Source organism: Ruegeria sp. AB8, from assembly GCF_056542605.1.
In genome coordinates, this window is sequence record NZ_JBQGAB010000005.1 from 99,561 (window position 1) to 117,208 (window position 17,648).

Annotated in this window: 16 protein-coding genes; 9 read left to right on the forward strand and 7 right to left on the reverse strand. The window is 60.9% G+C overall.

Going from position 1 to position 17,648, the window contains the following annotated elements; genetic code table 11:
- The first annotated feature begins 2 nt into the window (after nucleotides 1–2).
- Nucleotides 3–929 (forward strand): T3SS effector HopA1 family protein, encoded by a 927-nt coding sequence (locus ACR0CG_RS06975; RefSeq protein WP_480523661.1) that lies wholly within the window; start codon nucleotides 3–5, stop codon nucleotides 927–929.
- Nucleotides 926–2,245, forward strand: a complete 1,320-nt coding sequence (locus ACR0CG_RS06980) for a lanthionine synthetase LanC family protein (protein WP_480523663.1) — start codon at nucleotides 926–928, stop codon at nucleotides 2,243–2,245. The genes ACR0CG_RS06975 and ACR0CG_RS06980 overlap by 4 nt, the downstream gene beginning before the upstream one ends.
- Here ACR0CG_RS06980 and ACR0CG_RS06985 read toward each other — a convergent pair whose 3' ends face one another.
- From ACR0CG_RS06985 to leuB, 6 genes are all read right to left on the reverse strand, one after another.
- The gene (locus tag ACR0CG_RS06985) at nucleotides 2,246–3,793 is read right to left on the reverse strand and encodes a trimethylamine methyltransferase family protein (RefSeq protein WP_480523665.1); all 1,548 of its coding nucleotides are present in this window, start codon (nucleotides 3,791–3,793) and stop codon (nucleotides 2,246–2,248) included.
- Nucleotides 3,790–5,127, reverse strand: coding sequence for an MmgE/PrpD family protein (locus ACR0CG_RS06990; RefSeq protein WP_480523666.1), 1,338 nt, complete (start codon nucleotides 5,125–5,127; stop codon nucleotides 3,790–3,792). Before ACR0CG_RS06990 ends, ACR0CG_RS06985 begins: the two co-directional genes overlap by 4 nt.
- Before the next feature lie 68 nt (nucleotides 5,128–5,195).
- Nucleotides 5,196–6,680, reverse strand: coding sequence for an aldehyde dehydrogenase (locus tag ACR0CG_RS06995; RefSeq protein WP_480523668.1), 1,485 nt, complete (start codon nucleotides 6,678–6,680; stop codon nucleotides 5,196–5,198).
- Entirely contained in the window at nucleotides 6,677–7,180 is a 504-nt protein-coding gene (locus tag ACR0CG_RS07000) for a GMC oxidoreductase (RefSeq protein WP_480523670.1), read from the reverse strand. Before ACR0CG_RS07000 ends, ACR0CG_RS06995 begins: the two co-directional genes overlap by 4 nt.
- An 81-nt stretch (nucleotides 7,181–7,261) precedes the next feature.
- Nucleotides 7,262–8,341, reverse strand: a complete 1,080-nt coding sequence (locus ACR0CG_RS07005) for a GMC family oxidoreductase (RefSeq protein WP_480523672.1) — start codon at nucleotides 8,339–8,341, stop codon at nucleotides 7,262–7,264.
- On the reverse strand, nucleotides 8,338–9,423 hold the full coding sequence (leuB, locus tag ACR0CG_RS07010) for a 3-isopropylmalate dehydrogenase (RefSeq protein WP_480523674.1): 1,086 nt from the start codon (nucleotides 9,421–9,423) through the stop codon (nucleotides 8,338–8,340). The genes ACR0CG_RS07005 and leuB overlap by 4 nt, the downstream gene beginning before the upstream one ends.
- A gap of 106 nt (nucleotides 9,424–9,529) precedes the next feature.
- Here leuB and ACR0CG_RS07015 point away from each other — a divergent pair, with 106 nt between their 5' ends.
- Complete coding sequence (locus tag ACR0CG_RS07015) at nucleotides 9,530–10,405, forward strand: LysR family transcriptional regulator (RefSeq protein WP_480523675.1); 876 nt, start codon at nucleotides 9,530–9,532, stop codon at nucleotides 10,403–10,405.
- Nucleotides 10,406–10,526: 121 nt separating this feature from the next.
- Nucleotides 10,527–12,155, forward strand: a complete 1,629-nt coding sequence (locus ACR0CG_RS07020) for a N,N-dimethylformamidase beta subunit family domain-containing protein (RefSeq protein WP_480523677.1) — start codon at nucleotides 10,527–10,529, stop codon at nucleotides 12,153–12,155.
- Nucleotides 12,156–12,185: 30 nt separating this feature from the next.
- Here the strand turns inward: ACR0CG_RS07020 and ACR0CG_RS07025 are convergent, their stop codons facing one another.
- Complete coding sequence (locus tag ACR0CG_RS07025; RefSeq protein WP_480523679.1) at nucleotides 12,186–12,710, reverse strand: ZrgA family zinc uptake protein; 525 nt, start codon at nucleotides 12,708–12,710, stop codon at nucleotides 12,186–12,188.
- Nucleotides 12,711–12,966: 256 nt separating this feature from the next.
- Between ACR0CG_RS07025 and ACR0CG_RS07030 the strand changes: the two genes are divergently transcribed.
- The 5 genes from ACR0CG_RS07030 (at nucleotide 12,967) to ACR0CG_RS07050 (ending at nucleotide 17,644) form a co-directional block, all read left to right on the forward strand.
- Nucleotides 12,967–14,238 carry an imelysin family protein gene (locus tag ACR0CG_RS07030; RefSeq protein ID WP_480523680.1) on the forward strand — a complete coding sequence of 424 codons (1,272 nt, stop codon included), beginning with the start codon at nucleotides 12,967–12,969 and terminating at the stop codon, nucleotides 14,236–14,238.
- Between the two features lie 158 nt (nucleotides 14,239–14,396).
- Entirely contained in the window at nucleotides 14,397–14,690 is a 294-nt protein-coding gene (locus ACR0CG_RS07035; protein WP_170615961.1) for a (2Fe-2S)-binding protein, read from the forward strand.
- Complete coding sequence (gene bfr, locus ACR0CG_RS07040) at nucleotides 14,638–15,123, forward strand: bacterioferritin (RefSeq protein WP_170806895.1); 486 nt, start codon at nucleotides 14,638–14,640, stop codon at nucleotides 15,121–15,123. Before ACR0CG_RS07035 ends, bfr begins: the two co-directional genes overlap by 53 nt.
- Nucleotides 15,083–16,630 (forward strand): di-heme oxidoreductase family protein, encoded by a 1,548-nt coding sequence (locus ACR0CG_RS07045; RefSeq protein ID WP_480523683.1) that lies wholly within the window; start codon nucleotides 15,083–15,085, stop codon nucleotides 16,628–16,630. Before bfr ends, ACR0CG_RS07045 begins: the two co-directional genes overlap by 41 nt.
- 3 nt (nucleotides 16,631–16,633) lie before the next feature.
- Nucleotides 16,634–17,644: an imelysin family protein gene (locus ACR0CG_RS07050; RefSeq protein WP_480523684.1), complete on the forward strand. Its 1,011-nt coding sequence runs from the start codon at nucleotides 16,634–16,636 to the stop codon at nucleotides 17,642–17,644.
- The last annotated feature ends 4 nt before the right edge of the window (nucleotides 17,645–17,648 follow it).

Sequence of the window (17,648 nt, forward strand, 5' to 3'; positions counted from 1 at the left end):
CAATGGGTGCTGATGCGCTGGACGAGGCCTTACCTGCGGCGTTTGACGTCATTTCGCGGGTATTGGCCAGTGGACCCCTTAGGAGCGGCGATCCCGCCCCCCTGACGGATGCGCTCTATCGGGACTGGTATTGTGCAGTCGGTGAAAAACCGGGCCTGAATGCAGAAGACCGCGATCTGTGCGAGTTGCTGAGAACAGCGCACGCATCCTCGCACCGATGGGAGGAAGGGTGGCATGTCGCGAAAGTGTCCAGACGCGGCAAGGTTGCCGTAACGCGCGGACGCGAAAGGCGGGTGCTCCACGTGATCGATTGCCTGCCCGAAGATGGCCGTGGCGCACGTATTTGCCCCGGCGACACCGTTTCGGTTGTGGCCCGCCGGGATTCCGAAACCATGAACCCTGGCGATTACGTCACCTTCTCGGAACCCTGGCATGCAAACCGGCACCCGATTGTCCGGGTGTACTGGAACGCAATGCCAATAGGTGCACCTGTTCTGGTTCACGCGCTGAGTCAGGCTTTGGGCGACGTATTCCCATATTTCCTCAAGTGCCCCAGGCGACCGGCCGAATATGACCGCCGGGATGCGCTTGTCCTTTATCTGCCCCGACCAGATTTCGCACAGGCCGCCGAGGCCATCGCCGCTACTGCCAGGCGTGCATGCGACGACCTGTGTGATCCGGTTCCCCCCCTGACCAGAAGGCTTTGTCCCGGGGTCGGCGTGGCCGACGACCCGGCAGCACGGGGTGAAAGCTTTGGGTCGTCCCGATGCGCGTTGGTGGCGCGGGGTGTCCTGCAATGCGTTGATCGCGGTGTCGATCAGCCCACGGACTGGGTCAAATCCGTGCGCGCCGTATTCTCGTCCGAAGGCATCGCACCGGATCGGCCATGGGCCGAAGCTGCCGACAGCCCGGAGTACGCGTTGCCGTGAGAAAACTGGACCCATCACCCCCGCCTCCCGGCGGCGACCAGGGCCCGGCCTTTCTTGCGGTCGCCACTGCAATCGCGGATCAACTGGTGCGCGATGCTATTCGGGACGGCGATTGCTGCACCTGGCTTGGGTATGAAATGGATCTGGTCGACGGGGAATGGCGGTCCGTTTACCAGACAATCGACGAATCCCTTTACGGCGGACTGGCCGGGGTTGCGCTGTTTCTTGCGGAAATGTGGCGGGAGACCCGCAATCCGGACTACGCCAACACCGCATCCAGCGCAGCCAACGGCGCCATGCATTTGATACGTGAACGGCGCAGCGTCACACCGCACGGATGGTTCAGCGGTCTCATCGGCACTCTGGGCACCGTTCGGTCCCTGTACGACATACTGCCAGAAACGGAGATGGCAGACGATACGAACCTTCTGCACGAAGTTCTGACAGCGGCACCACCCCAGGATAGCAGCTTTGACCTGATCGCCGGGCCATCGGGAACGATTGCGGGCTTGCTGACTCTGCACGGGGGGGCGTCAGGCGATAATATTTTGCGCGCCTGTCACCTCAATGGCGAATGGCTGTTGGACCGGGCGCAGCCCGGACCCGGTATCGGGCTGTCCTGGCAGGAAGAAAATGCGGAAACGTCACACGCCTTTCCACATTGCGGCCTTGCACACGGTGCCTCTTCCCCAGCGCTCGCGCTGCTGGAGCTTTGGGCCGCGACCCGGGACGAACGTTATCGCAAAGCCGGTTTCCGCGCCTTTGAGTACGAGCGGCAATGGTTCGATCGCCACCAATGCGGTTGGCCCGATCTGCGCGATGTCAGGGCCGATCAGGCCGGTGACCCCAAAGCGATGGTTTACCCCACCTACTGGTGTTACGGGTCGGGCGGCATCGCGTTGTCGCGGCTTCGGGCCTGGCAATTGACAGGCGACAAGACAGCCCTTGCAGAAGCCAACGCCGCCATCTTCGCCTGCAAGCGACGGGCGCGGCAGGCTCTGACCACCGAACGCTCCGGTTTCGAAGAAAACGCAAGCGTTTGCCATGGCCTTGGAAGTATCGTCGAACCCCTGATCTACTCAACTCAGCTCCGCCCTGATCCCGAGGCAATAGCCCTGGCCCGCGAACTTGGTCTGGCAATGCGACCCCCTGCAAACGAGGAATGGAGATGCGGCCTGGTCGAAGGCGGTGAAACACCTGGCCTGATGCTTGGTCTGGCGGGGATCGGGCGCATGTATCTGGGCCTCAGCGACCCAGGCCGGTTCCGGCCATCCGGCCTCGTATTGCCTACGCCCAAGCGCGGGGATCCCGCCTGATCAACCCTTGGCGCGTCCCAGCCGGCGAATGGGAAACCGCGCGCGGATTTCCGCGTCCAGCCGATCCGGGATATGACCGGGATCGGGGGCCGCCAGCAATTCGCGGGTACGCTGCCGGGCCCGTTCCAGCGAATCCTTGTCTGTCGCCGCCGCCCATTCCTGTGGCGTGCGCCGGTCCGCCATCGCCGGATAGTAATAGTCGCTTTCCATCCTGTTCAGCGTCTGGTCATGCGCCAGAAAATGTCCCGGCCCTCCGACACAGACATCGCGGATGATTTCAAGGGACAGTGTTTCTTCCGAAACCTCGAAACCGCGCGTCGCACGCATCACCGACCCGATCATGTCATTGTCCAGAACAAAGCTTTCCAGCGAACAGCCCAGAAGCGAACCATACATCCCTGCCGCCTCGTAGATCAGGTTCGCACCCGACAGCGCGGACAATAGCTCGGTACAGCCCTTTTCATATCCGGCCTGAAAATCCGGCATCTTGCTATCGGTCATCCCTGCGCTGACTGCGCAAGGAATATCATAAAACCGCGCCATCTGTGCACAGGCCGCCATCAGCAGCCCCTGTTCCGCACTGCCGCCCGACATCGCACCGGTGCGCAGATCACTGACAAAGGGTAAGGCTCCAAAAGTGGCCGGATGACCGGGATTCAGCAGATTGACATATACCAGCCCTGCCAGCACCTCGGCGGTCTGCTGGGCAACCGCCCCGGCCAGCGGTGCGGGGCTGGTGGCGCCAGCCTGCCCCGCCGAAACCAGCTTTAACGGAATGCCATGGCGCGCGGCAGTCGCGATGACTTCCAGCGCATCTTCGGCAAAGTTCAGCGGCGGCACCACAAAACAGGTTGAGATACAAAGCGGCGGCCGTGCCCGCAGCGCCTCTGGACCGCCGGTGATCATCGTCAGCATACCGACGGCCTCTTCCAGAACGGCTGCCGAACCGAATGAGGTGCCAACCGGCTTGGCCGTTCCCTTCAGGCACGCGTAAAGCGTGTTCAGATCCATCTCGCGCGGGTCCGTGATGTCCCGAGCCACCACGGTGCGCTGGAACATGTGGATGTTGGGCAGCGCTTCGGCCAGCCGCGCCATATCGTAAAGATCGCGCAAGGTCGTGTCGCGGATCTGACCGGTTTCGCTGTCGATGATATGAACCGCCGCACCCGACGTGCCGAAATGCGTTCGCGCACCTGACGGGTCCAAATCATGCTCGGGCCGCTGGCCAAACAGGTGAAACCCGCGGCCGGCGGTTTCCAGGACCCGCCGCACCATAGGTTCGGGAAACAACAGCCGCCTGTCCGTGGTCAGGGATCCACCAACAGCACAGACCGTGTCGATGCAGTCCCGGGTCGCCCCCTTCAGCCCGATTTCCCCAAGAATACGCATCGCCGTGGTGTCGATCATCGACAGTTCCCGGGCCGAAAGTGCGGCGAACTTTCCGCCTTCGATCCCCGGCCAGATCGCCTCGGTCACGCCCATTCCCGCGCCATCCTGTCTTGCGTGTCTGCGGGCCGCGCGACCGCCGTTGCGTTTACGTGCAGTCATCGGTCGATCCTGTCAAAAAACCTGGCAACGTTGTCCGCCTGCGGCCAGTTGAGTGCAGTCTTGTAACTGTCCTCAGGCAATCCAGTCAGACCAGAAAACTTGTCCGCCAACTGGTCAGGCGTCATTGGGTTGGATGGATGACCCAGAGGGGCGGCGCAGATGGTCTGGACAATCTCGCCACCTGTCAGTTCAACCCTGAGCCTGTCTGGCTGATCCGGGTCATAATTCAGCGCCGGGTTTTTGGCCTGTTCTGCCTTGACGGTGGTCAAGTCGATCAACCGGGCAACTTCGGGGTTGGCCCAGAACGCATCTGCGCTGTCGCGCAGCGATAGCTGTCCCTTTGCCAAGATTTGCGCAACACAGGCCGGAGCCGAAAACAGGGCTTCGGTACGCGATGCCGGGCGATCGAATGGCAGGATTTCATAGTGGAAATCCGGCATGAATGCCTCGATGGCCGTAATCCCATGCACGCACCCGGCCAGTCGCGAACGGATTTCCACCGCCGCAGTCATCAGGCGGTGCGTGTATCCGCACGAGGGCCAGGGTTTCAGGATCAGCCCATAATCGGACAGAGCCCAGTCCCGCCCCAACCGCGACATGACGTCTGAGAACCGTTTCGCATCATAGGCACTCAGAAGCCCTGCAAATCCGCGTTCGTGGTCCATTACATGCAGTTGCCCCGTCAGGCCCTGGGCTGCCAGCAAGGCGGCCTCAACACCGTTGCGGGCGGCCCAACCGGCCTGCAAGGGCTTGGCGTTGGACCCGAATTGCCTTGTGTAGCCCGCCGCCTGCGACACCGCGAAAGACAGGGCATGCACTGTCTGGTCCGCCGACAGCCCCAACAACCGCGAAACCGCCCCGGCGACACCGATGACACCCAGCGTGGCCGTGGAATGAAATCCGCGTGCATAATGCGCCAATGACACCGCTTTACCCAATTGCATGATGATTTCGGCCCCCACGGCATAGGCCGTCATCAGGTCCTTTCCGGAAACCGGGGTCAGATGCGCGGCCGCCAGCAAGGCGGGCAGCAGAACAACAGTCGGGTGGGTATTTCCCGGCTCTTCCCAGTCATCCAGATCCCAGGCATGGCCCGCGACCCCGTTTACCAGCGCGGCAACCGGAGCCGACAGGGTCTGATCCGCACCGTAAACACAGACCGGACCGGGCGCGACCAAGGCCAACGCAGCCCGCGTTTGACGCGCCACCGCACTGTTCGCGCCAGCCAGAATGCACCCGAAACAATCGACAACCGCCGAGGCAATCTGCGCCTGTACAGACGGGTCCGGGCGGGCCGCAACCGCAAATTGCGTAAGTGTTTCAATGGCCGTCACGGTGTACCCCCTTTCGGCTGAGTGGACCCGGAAAGCAGCGTCATCCAAATGCTCATGCCCGCACCCACTCAATCCGCGAATGGATCAGGTTGATGCGGGTTCGTCGACAGCAAGACGGATTTGGTCTGCATGAAGCAGCGCATCCCTTCCCAGCCGTTTTCGCGGCCGTAGCCTGATTGTTTCATGCCTCCAACCGGCGACTGGGTGGCTGCGTTGAAGTAGTTGTTGATATAGACGGTCCCGGCCTCGATCCTGGACGCCACCCGCATCGCGCGTGCGACATCGCGGGTCCATATCCCGGCGGCCAGCCCGTAAACCGTATCATTGGCGACGCGAATGGCCTCGGGCTCCTCGGTCCAGGCTTCGGTGCTGACAACCGGGCCAAAAACTTCGTTTTGCGCCAGATCGGCAGAATTCGGGACATCGGGAAAGATGGTGGGACCGATATAGTAGCCCTTGTCCCTGCAGGCCGTGCGTCCGTCCAGTCGCAGGTTGTGACCGGCCTCCTCAGCGGCGGCGATCCGGCTCAGAACAAATTCATAATGTGGCCGGTTGGCTATCGGTCCGATCTGGGTTGCGGGATCAAGCGGGTCGCCGACCCGCGCCTTTTTCACGACATCCAACAGGCGGTCGGTGAAATCTTCGATCAATTCGGCATGCACCAGCAGGCGCGAGCCGGAAATGCAGCTTTGCCCACCGGGTGGAAATATCCCGGCAGCCACGCCATTCACCGCCAGTTCCAGATCCGCATCCGGAAACACGATTTGCGGCGACTTGCCGCCCAGTTCCATCACCACCGGTTTGACCTGTTGCGCAGCCGCGATTGCTGCGGCCCGCCCGCCAGCCGTGCCGCCGGTAAAACTGACCATGCGCACATCCGGGTGTTCGATCATCGGTTTGGCGGTTGTCGGCCCATACCCTGTGACCACATTCAGAACCCCGGGTGGCAGATCGGCCTCGAGCAAGATGTCCATCAGCTCAAGCGTCGAACAACTGGAATGCTCCGAAGGTTTGATCACAACGGTATTTCCCGCCGCCAGACAAGGCGCAAGCTTCCAGATCAGCGTACCCAACGGAGAGTTCCACGGCAGCACCTGTGCCACCACGCCGAACGGCTCCCATGTCATGTAGTTGTGGATGTCCGGTGCCTCGGCCGGTATCACACGGCCTTCGAACTTGTCGCACATGCCTGCGTAATAGTGCCAACTGTCGACCTGCCACTGACCGGGTTGCAAGCCCGGCGTGATCATGGAAGGCAGCTTGCCGTTGTCCTGTGTCTCAATCACCCCAAGACGCTCGGCGTGTCGGGAAATCACGTCCCCGATCCGGCGCAGCACCCGCCCGCGTTCGGCGGGCTGCATTCGTCCCCAGGGTCCGTCGTAAAATGCCTTTCGCGCCGCCTCGACCGCTCGGTTCACATCTGTTTCGCGGCAGTCCGGTACACGGGCCCATGCTTCTCCGTTGGCGGGGTTTTCGCTGTTGATATATGCGCCGCCCGCCGGGTCGTGCCATTGGTTCCCGGCAAAGTGCCGAAAGGTCCGGATATTGCTCATGACGCGGTCTCCATTGGATGTTCAGCGGGACGAGGTGCCCGGCCAAGGATCATGTCGGCGGTTTTCTCGGCCATCATCACAACGGTTGCATAAAGGTTTCCGGTGATCTGAGCGGGCATGGCAGAGGCATCGCAAACCCGCAGCCCCTCAACCCCGTGCACGCGCAGTTGGGAATCCAGCACATCACCCATCCGGGCAGTGCAGCACAGGTGATGGCCGGTATAGGCGGTTCTTCGGATGGCATCGGTAATCTGCGCATCGGTTTTGGCCCCAAGCCACGGGCCGATTTCACCCGTCAGATATTGCGCGATCTGGGGTTGTGCCATCACCTCGCGCATCGTGGCAACGCCACGCTTCAGACACTCCAGGTCGCGGGGGTCGGCGAAGTATTTGGGGTCGATGACCGGGTGCAGAAGAGGGTCCGGGCCGGACAATCGAACCGTACCCTCCGAGATCGGGCGCTCCAGATTGATGTCGATCTGCACACCAGGTCGCGCCATCTTTCGCCCACGCACCAGTAACTTGCGGCCTAATCGGTTCAGCAACGGCACAGTTTCATGCGCACCGTCACCCAGGTTTTCCTAAACCACCATCGGGGTCATGTGCACCTGAAGCTCGGGCCATTTGTGGTCGTCGAAGGCGTGAAACAGCACTGTCGAGAAAAAAGCGCCGCCCCCGGGGCCCGATCCGTTCAGCAACCATCTTCCCATCAGCAGAGCTGCCCTGTCCAGACGCTGATGTTTGGCGTGGCTCAGGTCCGCGCGGTCCGATCCGAACTGCATCGACACATTCGGATGATCCGAAAGATGCGCGCCAACCGAGGGCAGGTCGACCAAAACATCGATATCATGAAACCGCAGATGATCTGCCGGTCCAATCCCCGACAACATCAACAACTGCGGCGTCCCGATGGCGCCCTGACACAGGATCACTTCGCGCTCTGCCCGGATGACCTCACCCGTCAAGGTTAGCAGTCCGACGGCCCGGCAGTCTTCGGTGACAACCCGCGCAACATGAACGCCCGTGCGGACGGTCAGGTTCTTTGGCCGGGATTTCAGGTAGGCAATCGCCGCCGACTGCCGGACGCCTTTGGCAACCGTGCTGTCATTGCGCGCCACGCCTGTTCTGTGCGGACCGTTCAGATCGTCCAGTTCGCGATGCCCGACGGCTGCCGCCGCCGCGATAAACGCCTGCTCCATCAGGCCGAAATTGCGCGCCGGTTCCGTCTTCAGGGGGCCATCCGCGCCATGCCAGGCATCCCGTCTGTCACTGGCACCTTCGGCCCGGCGGAAATAAGGAAGGACCTCGGCGTAGGACCATCCGGTCAGCCCTTCCTGCCGCCACAGATCATAATCCGCTGCAACGCCGCGCATGTAGATCATGCCATTGACGATCGAGGACCCGCCCAGCGCCTTGCCACGCGGATAGTAAACACAACGGCCCCCCAATCCGGGCTGAGCAACGGATGTATAGCCCCAGTCCAGCCTTGGATTGCCGAACACGAATCCGTTCCCCGCAGGCATCCGAATAAACAGATCGCGTCCCTCGCCTCCCGCCTCGACCAGACAGACCGATATGTCCGGATCTTCGGCCAGCCGCGCCGCCAGAACGCATCCGGCCGAGCCGCCTCCGGCGATGACATAATCGAAGGAACTATTCATCGCGGCAGCCTGTCCAGAATGGCGCCGGTCATCTCGGCGCCGGTTGCTGGGCCGCCCAGATCGGGCGTCATGATCCCGTCCCGCAATGTGGCAGAAACAGCTCTGTGCAGGTGGTTTTCAGGGTCGGGCAGGCCAAAGCTGTATTTGAACATCATCCCGACCGACAGGATCGTCCCGACCGGATTGGCGATCCCCTGACCCGCAATGTCCGGCGCAGACCCGGCGGTGCTTTCATACATGCCAAACACCGGACCACGGGCGGGACTGGCGCTCAGACTTGCCGAGGGCAGCATACCCAGTGACCCCGCGTACACAGCCGTCAGATCGCTGAGCACATCTCCCATCTGATTGCAGCACAACACGACATCAAAATCAGCAGGCCGCTGCATCAACTGATAGGCGCAATTGTCGGCGAACATGTTTTCGAATTCGACATCCGGGTATTCCTGCGCCACCTCGGTCACGACGTTGCGCCACAGTTTGTAGCTTTCCATGACATTGGATTTGTCGCAGCTGATCAGACGCCTGCGCCGTTCGCGAGCCAACTGAAACCCACCATGTGCAAACCGGGCGACTTCGTTTTCGTCATAAGCGGTCAGGTCATAACCCTGCCGCACCCCATCGACCCGACGCTGGCCGCGTTCGCGGGCAAACATCGCACCGCCACACATTTCGCGCAGGATCAAAACGTCCGCCCTGTCGGCAACACCGGCCCGGAACGGGGTCCGGTTCATCAATCCTGCCCATGCCCGCGCGGGCCTTAGCCCCAGATAGGTCTGCAGATGGTGGCGCAGATACATCAGCCCGTCCTGGCATTCCGCGCCGCCGGATACCCGGATGTCATCCCAGTCGGGTCCGCCGACCGCGCCCACCAGAACAGCATCCGATGCCTTTGCAAGTTCTAGAACCTCGGGCGTGCAAAACGTGCCATGCACCTCCCACGAAGCGCCGTGCAGCAGCCCGTGCCTGACGCACAGCGCAATACCGTATCGCTGCGCCAGCACTTCGGCCACCTGCAGTCCATAGCCCACGATCTCGGGACCGATGCCATCGCCACCCAGCGCAAGAATCGTCTTTTCCATGGAACGACCCTGATTTGGTTCCGCAAACAGATTTGCCCGCTTGCAGCGAAAGAAAAAGACGGAAATGATGAATGAATATTGTTCCTAAAATGAATGATTGTGACGCATGTCCATTCCCCTGCACCAGATCAACGCCTTCGACGCCGCCGCCCGCCACCTTAGCTTTTCCCGTGCAGCCGAGGAGTTGAACGTGCTGCAACCCGCGATCAGTCGCCATGTCGCGGCGCTTGAGGCGGAACTGGGGACCCGGCTTTTTGTCCGCACCAAGCCTCGCCTGACCCTGACAGAAGACGGGGTTTTGCTGGCCAAGGCAGTGTCACAAGGATTCGGGGCCATCCGAGGCGGGCTTGACGCGGTGCGAACCCGCGCGCACGAGGACACGATCGTGGTCAGCGCCAGCATCGGTTTCACCAGCCTTTACCTGTTGCCGAGACTGGCCGGGTTTCAGGCGGATCACCCCGACACCAAGCTCCAGATTGTCACCCGGGATCAAAACCCAGACTATGATCCGGCAAAATGTGACGTCGTTATTCTTTTCGGCGAACACGGCATTCCGGGTTGCCCATCGCTGCAAATATTCCCCGAGCGCATGGTGGCCATTTGCCGCCCCGACCTGTTGCACGACGGGCAACCCTATTCCCGCGCGGCATTGGCCGGGCAAAAACTGCTGCATATGTCCGAGCGTGACCACAACGGCGATTGGGGGCGGTATTTCCAGGGAACCGGAAAGAAAGTGCCGCCACCACCCGGCCATGACACCTACCTCAGTTTCATGGTCTATCTGCGCGCCATTCAGAACGGTCTGGGCATCGGTATTGGCTGGCGGCCCTTGATTGACGAGTTTCTGGCCAACGGAACCCTGGCGCTGGCCTGTGACCACGAGCATGACAGCAAACGCGGCTACTTCTGCTCGGTCACGGCCTTGGGGAAAACTAAGACCGGCGCACACCTGTTTCAGAACTGGATCGCACAGGCGGCATAGGGTTTGGCCCTGCTCACCCAACGGGGACAGCGTTTTTGCTTTTCCGCTTTCCGGTTTCTCGCCATGATCGAACCACCGTGCAGGCACAGCGGATCGCAGCAACCCGATACAGGATAGCCCCATGACCAGATCGGAAAATCCCGGCCCCGCAACAACGCCGCGCACACGCGCCAAGGCCCGCCACATTCTGGATAACTATTATATCGGACCGGCCGGGGACGGCTCAGTTCTGGAAATTTGGGGCTACACGGACCGCATGTCCTATACACCGGGCGATCGGGTTGCGTTGCGGGTTTCGACCACTGCCCAAAACTGGACACTGGAAATTGGCCGCGACGGGCCGGATTACGAGCCGCTGCTTCACAAAACCAACCTGCCCGGCATGCACCAAACCACCCCGCCGGACTGTTCGGTGAATGGATGTGACTGGGCCGTCGCCTACGAATTCACCATCCCCGATGACTGGCGCCCGGGCGGATACCTGATCACCTTCAGTGCGGAGCAGGACGGCGACCGGGTCGAAGAGCATCACCTGTTTCTGCTGCGCCGCGCGGCGGATCGCGTGCCCGCCCCTTACGTTCTGGTCTGTGCCACCGGCACTTGGTTGGCCTACAACTGCTGGGGAGGTTCGAACCATTATCAGGGCATCACGGGCCCAGACGGCGATGCGTTTTCGCCCGTGGTTTCGACCCGGCGCCCCTGGACCCGTGGGTTTTGTAAACTGCCCGACGGCGCCCCGCGCGCGGTTCCCGAAGCCCCGCATGTGCCCGGTGGAATGGTACGTTACCCCTACATGGAATGGGCCTATTCCTATGGGTACTCCAAGAAATACGCCTCGGCCGGCTGGGCCAGTTACGAGCGGCATTTTGCTGTGTGGGCCGAAGCGAACGGTTTTGATCTGGATTTTGCCACTCAGCACGATCTTGATGCTGACCCGGACCTGCTGAACCGCTACAAATGTGCGATTTTCGTGGGTCACGACGAATACTGGTCTGCCCCGATGCGCCACGCCTTGGACCGGTTCACCGAAAACGGCGGCAAGGTGGCGCGGTTTGGCGGAAACTTCCTATGGCAGACCCGGATCCAGGATCAGGGCCATCAGCAGGTCTGCTACAAGTACAATGCCGATCAGGACCCTCTGGTAGGGACGAACCGGGACCATCTGGTCACATCCGCATGGGAGGTCGCCCCCACCAACTGGCCCGGCGCGCAGACCTTTGGCGCAAACGGACTGGGGGGCGTGTATGCCAGCCTCGGACGTTGCGCGGGTCAGGGCAGCGGCGGTTTCACCGTCTATCGCCCCCGGCACTGGGCGTTTGCAGGCACCCAACTGGGTTACGGCGACCACCTGGGGGCGACCTCACGCATTTTCGGGTACGAGGTGGATGGCGTCGACTACCGGATGGAGGATGGCCTGCCCTTTGCCACCGGAAATGACGGCACCTATCCGGAGGTCGAAATCCTTGCGCTGGGTCTGGCCACAAATATCGAGCCGGAATATGGCGTCTGGGGTGAAACCGTCTACATCGGTGACGATGATGCCACGTTCAAAGCGCAGGCAATCTTTGGAGAGATCACCGAAGAAACGCTGGACCGCAGCACCCGCGGCAACGGGGTGATCGTGCACTGGCACCGCGGCAAGGGTGAGGTGTTCAACGCCGCCACCTGTGAATGGGTCATGGGGCTGACCCGGCGGGACTGGCAGGTTGAACGGATCACAAGGAACGTACTGACCCGGTTCGGTATCTGAACGTCGCGGACGCCTCGGTTGCTTTGCGTGCTATTGGGTGCAGGCCAAACCGGCAATCGGGTCTGTGCGGGAAACTTCCTTTACGTGACCAACATCGCCGCAAACAACCTGAAGCCGCAGCATCCCTGCGTTCGGAAACCTGTCGAAATACGCGAACTTTACTCGATCAAGCTGCTCTGCGTTCTGGCAAGTGATCCGATAGTCGGCAACAAATTCCATATGCCGTTCGTCACCTGCCTTGTCGCTCTGCCCCTGTGCGACGCTGGTCAGCGTTACATTCGCTGACGCGTTAAAACAGCCAGCTTCGACCGGAGGTTCAAACAACTCCAGCGGTTTGGACAGGTCCGACACGGCCCGGGCTACCAGCACGCGATCGTCGTTGTTTTCCGCCGGATGTTCGAACCCGACGATGTCCGCTCCGGGCGCGGACAATGAGAGCTGTATGCTCTTATCGGAATGGGTAACGATCAGTGTTCCGGTACCGTGGCTATGTGATTGAGAAATATTGGATTCTTCGGCCAGAACAACGACTGGCATCAGAGAAAATGCGACCATCGCTGCTTTCATAACCAGTGCACCGTTCAAAAAGAATCACTGGCTTTATTGTATTCCGATCCGTCAATCGCGCAATGTCAGCACCCCGGCCAGACCTCGCCAGATATGGGTAGGGGGCGCGGTTCGGTACATAATACGGCTATTTCCGACAATAAAACTCAGGTTGACATTCCTGACTAATTAAATCAGCTATAGGCGGAACGGTGCCTGCCACAAGACACCCGAACTATTGTTTCTGACAGGAAAGAAAATCATCATGACCAAACGCTTTGCCGCAGCGGGTACGTTGACACTAATTGCCGCAACTTCAGCAATTGCCGCTGATGCGCCCTCCCGGGCGGACGTTCTGAACACCTATGCCAATATCGCCGAAGCCACGTTTGAAGACAGCCTGATTGCCGCGAAATCCCTGCAAACCGCCGTCGACGCACTGATTGCCGATCCGTCCGACGCCACGCTGAACGCCGCACGCGCCGCGTGGGTCGCGGCCCGCGTGCCCTATCAGCAGACCGAAGTCTATCGCTTCGGAAACGCCATCGTCGACGACTGGGAAGGCAAGGTGAACGCTTGGCCGCTGGATGAGGGGCTGATCGACTATGTCGACGCCTCCTACGGCGGACCGACCGACGAGAATGAGTTTGCGGCGCTGAACGTCATCGCCAACCCCAGTTTCGATCTGTCCGGCAACACTATCGACGCCGCCGAAATCACGCCCGAATTGCTGAGTGAAACCCTGCACGAAGCAGACGGCATCGAGGCCAACGTCGCAACCGGCTATCACGCCATTGAATTCCTGCTCTGGGGCCAGGATCTGAACGGCCACGGCTCGGGCGCGGGAAACCGTCCCTACACCGACTATGTGCAGGGTGACGATTGCACCGGCGGCAACTGCGATCGCCGCGCTCAGTATCTGAGCGCCGCAACCGAACTGCTGGTCAGCGATCTGGAATGGATGGCCGCCCAGTGGCAGTCAGGCGGTGCGGCACGCGCCGCGCTGGCCGAAAGCGACAAGGCCGGTGTCAGCGCCATCCTCACCGGCATGGGCTCGCTGTCCTATGGCGAACAGGCGGGTGAGCGGATGCGCCTTGGCCTGATGCTGAACGACCCCGAGGAGGAGCATGACTGCTTCTCGGACAACACTCACAACAGTCATTACTACGATGGGTTGGGCATTCAGAACGTCTATCTGGGCAGCTATACCCGCATCGACGGCACACCGGTTTCCGGTGCGTCGCTGTCGGATCTGGTACTGGCCACCGACCCGTCGCTGGACGCTGAGATGAAGGTCAAGCTGGCAAACACCATGCAGGCGCTGGGTCGTCTGAAATCGACAGCCGAGGCAGGCTTTGCCTATGACCAGATGCTGGAACGCGGCAATGAAGGCGGTGAGGTCCTGATCATGGGCGGTGTGAACGGCCTGATCGACCAGACCAAGACCATTGAGCGTGTCGTGGCTGCGCTGGACCTGGATCAGGTCAGCATCGAAGGCTCGGACAGCCTGGATAACCCAGGTTCGGTGTTCGAATAAGACCTGTCTGGTCGGACACCCCCTCCCGGCCTGACTGAACCGGAAGCATCTGAAAGCGGGTGCTTCCGGATATCCGGATCACCGGGGATTGATGTGAAAAACCGCATCCGAACCCCCAACTGACATCAAAGCTCGACCGTAAAAATGGGCGCATTACCATGATCATCTGCCATTGCACGCATATCTCGGACCACGACATCCGCGCCGCGATCGACTGGATGCGCGCGTCTGACCCGCACACGGTGATCACGCCCGGAAAAATCTACCATGCGCTTGGGAAATCAGCGGATTGTGGCGGATGCATGCCGCTTTTTCTCGACTCGATGCGGTCCTGCGATAATCTGGAAGTCCCCATGCAACTCCGCGCCCTGCGCAGCGGAGCAACACAGGAGAGTGCAGATGAAAGGCGACCCCAAAGTCATCGAATACCTCAACAAATCCCTGCGGCATGAACTGACTGCGGTCAGCCAGTATTGGCTGCACTACCGCCTGCAAGAGGATTGGGGCCTTGGCCATATGGCCAAGAAAAGCCGCGAGGAAAGCATCGAAGAGATGGGCCATGCCGACAAGCTCATCGAACGGATCATCTTCCTGGAAGGGCATCCCAACCTGCAAAAACTCGATCCTCTGAGGATCGGCCAGACCCCGAAGGAAACGCTGGAATGCGACTTGGCGGCGGAACAGGATGCGCGAGCGCTTTATGTCGAAGCCCGGGAATATTGCCGCGAGGCGGGTGATTATGTGTCGATGTCATTGTTCGAGGATTTGATCAGCGATGAAGAAGGCCATATCGACTTCCTCGAAACGCAGCTCGACCTGTATGAAAGGATCGGCGAAGCCAATTATGCGCAGCTCAACGCGTCGAAAATGGACGAAGTGGACTAAACTCTGTCTTTTGTCGGTGGTCACGTGCGTGGCCATCCCCTCCCTGTCCGCCGAACTGCGTGACATTCACCTGAACTTCCAGCCCAGAACGGAGGAAGAGCGCAACCGGATCTCCGCCGTCACGGCGTTGCCCGATGATTTCAGCGCGCAGCAACGGTTCGAGGACCTGCCCGCCGGGGCGGCCACCGTGCGGGCGCGCCAGGACGCCGATGCCTTTTCACAACCCTCGGGCAATCTGAGCTTCGAGCAGGAGCTGGATTTCCGAGTCGGCAACGGGCTGTTCAGAAAGATTTGGGTCTCGTCCCCCGCATCTACATTGGCCTCGGACGGTCTGGGCCCGCTTTACAACGCCCGATCCTGTCAGCGATGCCACATCAAGGACGGGCGCGGCCATACGCCCAACGGCCCGGACGACAGCGCGATATCGATGTTCCTGCGCGTGTCTGTTCCCGATGGCCCCGACGACGGGTATTCCGAGATTGAGGACTACATCGCCACCCGTCCCGAACCGAATTACGGCGGCCAGATGCAGGACCTTGCCTTGCCCGGCCATCCGGCCGAATACCGGCTGGATATCGCATATGAGGATGTTCCCGTTGAACTGTCGGAAGGCGAAACTGCCATCCTGCGCCGCCCGACCTACAGCGCGGCAGATCTGGGATACGGCCCGTTGCACCCATACGCGATGCTCAGCCCCCGCGTGGCGCCTCAGATGATCGGATTGGGGTTGCTTGAAGCCATTCCGGTCGACGATCTGCTGGCCAACGCCGATCCCGAAGATATGGATGGCGACGGAATTTCCGGACGACCGAATATCGTCTGGTCAGCGGAATTTGGTGAACCGATGATTGGCCGGTTCGGCCATAAGGCCGGAATGCCGACGATCATGGAACAATCCGCCGCCGCCTTTGCCGGTGATATCGGCATTTCCAGCCCGCTCTACCCGGCCCCGCATGGCGATTGCACCGACCGCCAGACTGCTTGCGTTGCGGCCCCCCATGGCGATCAGGACATTCGGGAATTCGAAATTGACCAGCAGAGCATGGACCTGGTTGCATTCTACAGCCAGAATCTTGGCGTTCCGGCCCGACGCGATGTGGATGATCCGCAAGTGCTGCGCGGGAAAGAGGTGTTCTACACCTCCGGCTGTGTTTCCTGCCATACGCCCGCTTTCGTCACGCACCGGATGGACAACCGGCCTGAACACAGCTTTCAATTGATCTGGCCGTATTCAGACCTGCTGCTGCACGACATGGGCGAGGGACTTGCAGACAACCGCCCCGAAGCCCGCGCCGATGGCCGGGAATGGCGCACCGCACCGCTGTGGGGCATTGGCTTCACCGAGCAGGTGTCCGGCCATACCCAGTTTTTGCATGACGGGCGCGCCCGGTCGCTGCTTGAAGCCATCCTGTGGCATGGGGGTGAGGCGCAGGCGGCGCGGGACAGTGTTGTTTCGATGCCAAAAGCCGACCGCGACGCCCTTGTGCGTTTCCTCGAAAGTTTCTGACTCATGCGAATTCTCACCTTACTGGCTGCCCTCATACTGCCAATAGCTGTCCAGGCTCAGGATCGTCAGGCTGTACTCGCGGACACGGTGCCATCCCACATCCTGCCGCGTTTTGCGCAGCTTGCGGACATGTCCGGTACACTGAAAGCATCGTCGCAAGCGGATTGCTCAATGGACGCCCCCGATCTGCAGGCGGCTTATCACGATGCCTTCGACGCATGGGTTTCTGCCAGCCACCTGCGCTTTGGCCCGTCGGAAACCGATGACCGCGCCTTTGCCCTGGCGTTCTGGCCCGACAGCAAGGGTTTCACGCCCAAGGCGCTGTCTGGACTGATCGCCCGGGAAGATGATGCGGTCTATTCCGCCGAAGGATTCGCGGAAACATCCATCGCTGGACGCGGTTTCTTTGCTTTGGAGCAGGTTCTGTTCGACTCGCAACTGTCCGTGGCAGGCGCGGATGACTATCGCTGCGCGCTGGTTCGGGCCATCGCGACAGATATCGAACGGAATGCGCGGGCTATCGACAACGACTGGCAGTCTTATGCCGGCAAAATGGCTCGACCCGGACCCGACGGCCCTTACCGGTCCGATGATGAAGCGATGCAGGAACTGTTTAAAGCCCTGATCACCGGTCTGGAGTTTACCGCCGACACCCGCCTTGGCCGCCCCATGGGAACGCATGACCGCCCCCGCCCCAACCGGGCCGAGGCACGCCGGTCCGAACGATCGCTGCGCCATGTGGAATTGTCGCTGATCGCCTTGCACGATCTTGCCACTCATCTGTCGACCGGTCATCCCGGGATTGCCGATGATCTGGACGCCGCCTTTGCAAGAGCCATAAGCCGGGCACAATCACTGGACGATCCGGCCTTTGCGGGTGTCGCCGATCCACAGGGACGCATCCGGGTCGAAACGCTGCAACAGTCGATCAACGACATCCGCGCTATTGCCTCTACCGAACTCGGCCCGACCCTTGGCATTAGCGCCGGGTTCAACTCACTGGACGGAGACTGATCCG

What these genes read in the sequence shown, in the direction of transcription:
- ACR0CG_RS07045 (WP_480523683.1), top strand. Translation starts at nt 15,083, where the DNA reads ATGCGCAGCTCAACGCGTCGAAAATGGACGAAGTGGACTAAACTCTGT.
- ACR0CG_RS07025 (WP_480523679.1), bottom strand. Translation starts at nt 12,710, where the DNA reads ATGGTCGCATTTTCTCTGATGCCAGTCGTTGTTCTGGCCGAAGAATCC.
- ACR0CG_RS06985 (WP_480523665.1), bottom strand. Translation starts at nt 3,793, where the DNA reads ATGACTGCACGTAAACGCAACGGCGGTCGCGCGGCCCGCAGACACGCA.
- ACR0CG_RS07030 (WP_480523680.1), top strand. Translation starts at nt 12,967, where the DNA reads ATGACCAAACGCTTTGCCGCAGCGGGTACGTTGACACTAATTGCCGCA.
- ACR0CG_RS07000 (WP_480523670.1), bottom strand. Translation starts at nt 7,180, where the DNA reads ATGGCGCGACCTGGTGTGCAGATCGACATCAATCTGGAGCGCCCGATC.
- leuB (WP_480523674.1), bottom strand. Translation starts at nt 9,423, where the DNA reads ATGGAAAAGACGATTCTTGCGCTGGGTGGCGATGGCATCGGTCCCGAG.
- ACR0CG_RS06995 (WP_480523668.1), bottom strand. Translation starts at nt 6,680, where the DNA reads ATGAGCAATATCCGGACCTTTCGGCACTTTGCCGGGAACCAATGGCAC.
- bfr (WP_170806895.1), top strand. Translation starts at nt 14,638, where the DNA reads ATGAAAGGCGACCCCAAAGTCATCGAATACCTCAACAAATCCCTGCGG.
- ACR0CG_RS07005 (WP_480523672.1), bottom strand. Translation starts at nt 8,341, where the DNA reads ATGAATAGTTCCTTCGATTATGTCATCGCCGGAGGCGGCTCGGCCGGA.
- ACR0CG_RS07020 (WP_480523677.1), top strand. Translation starts at nt 10,527, where the DNA reads ATGACCAGATCGGAAAATCCCGGCCCCGCAACAACGCCGCGCACACGC.
- ACR0CG_RS07050 (WP_480523684.1), top strand. Translation starts at nt 16,634, where the DNA reads ATGCGAATTCTCACCTTACTGGCTGCCCTCATACTGCCAATAGCTGTC.
- ACR0CG_RS07015 (WP_480523675.1), top strand. Translation starts at nt 9,530, where the DNA reads ATGTCCATTCCCCTGCACCAGATCAACGCCTTCGACGCCGCCGCCCGC.
- ACR0CG_RS07035 (WP_170615961.1), top strand. Translation starts at nt 14,397, where the DNA reads ATGATCATCTGCCATTGCACGCATATCTCGGACCACGACATCCGCGCC.
- ACR0CG_RS06975 (WP_480523661.1), top strand. Translation starts at nt 3, where the DNA reads ATGGGTGCTGATGCGCTGGACGAGGCCTTACCTGCGGCGTTTGACGTC.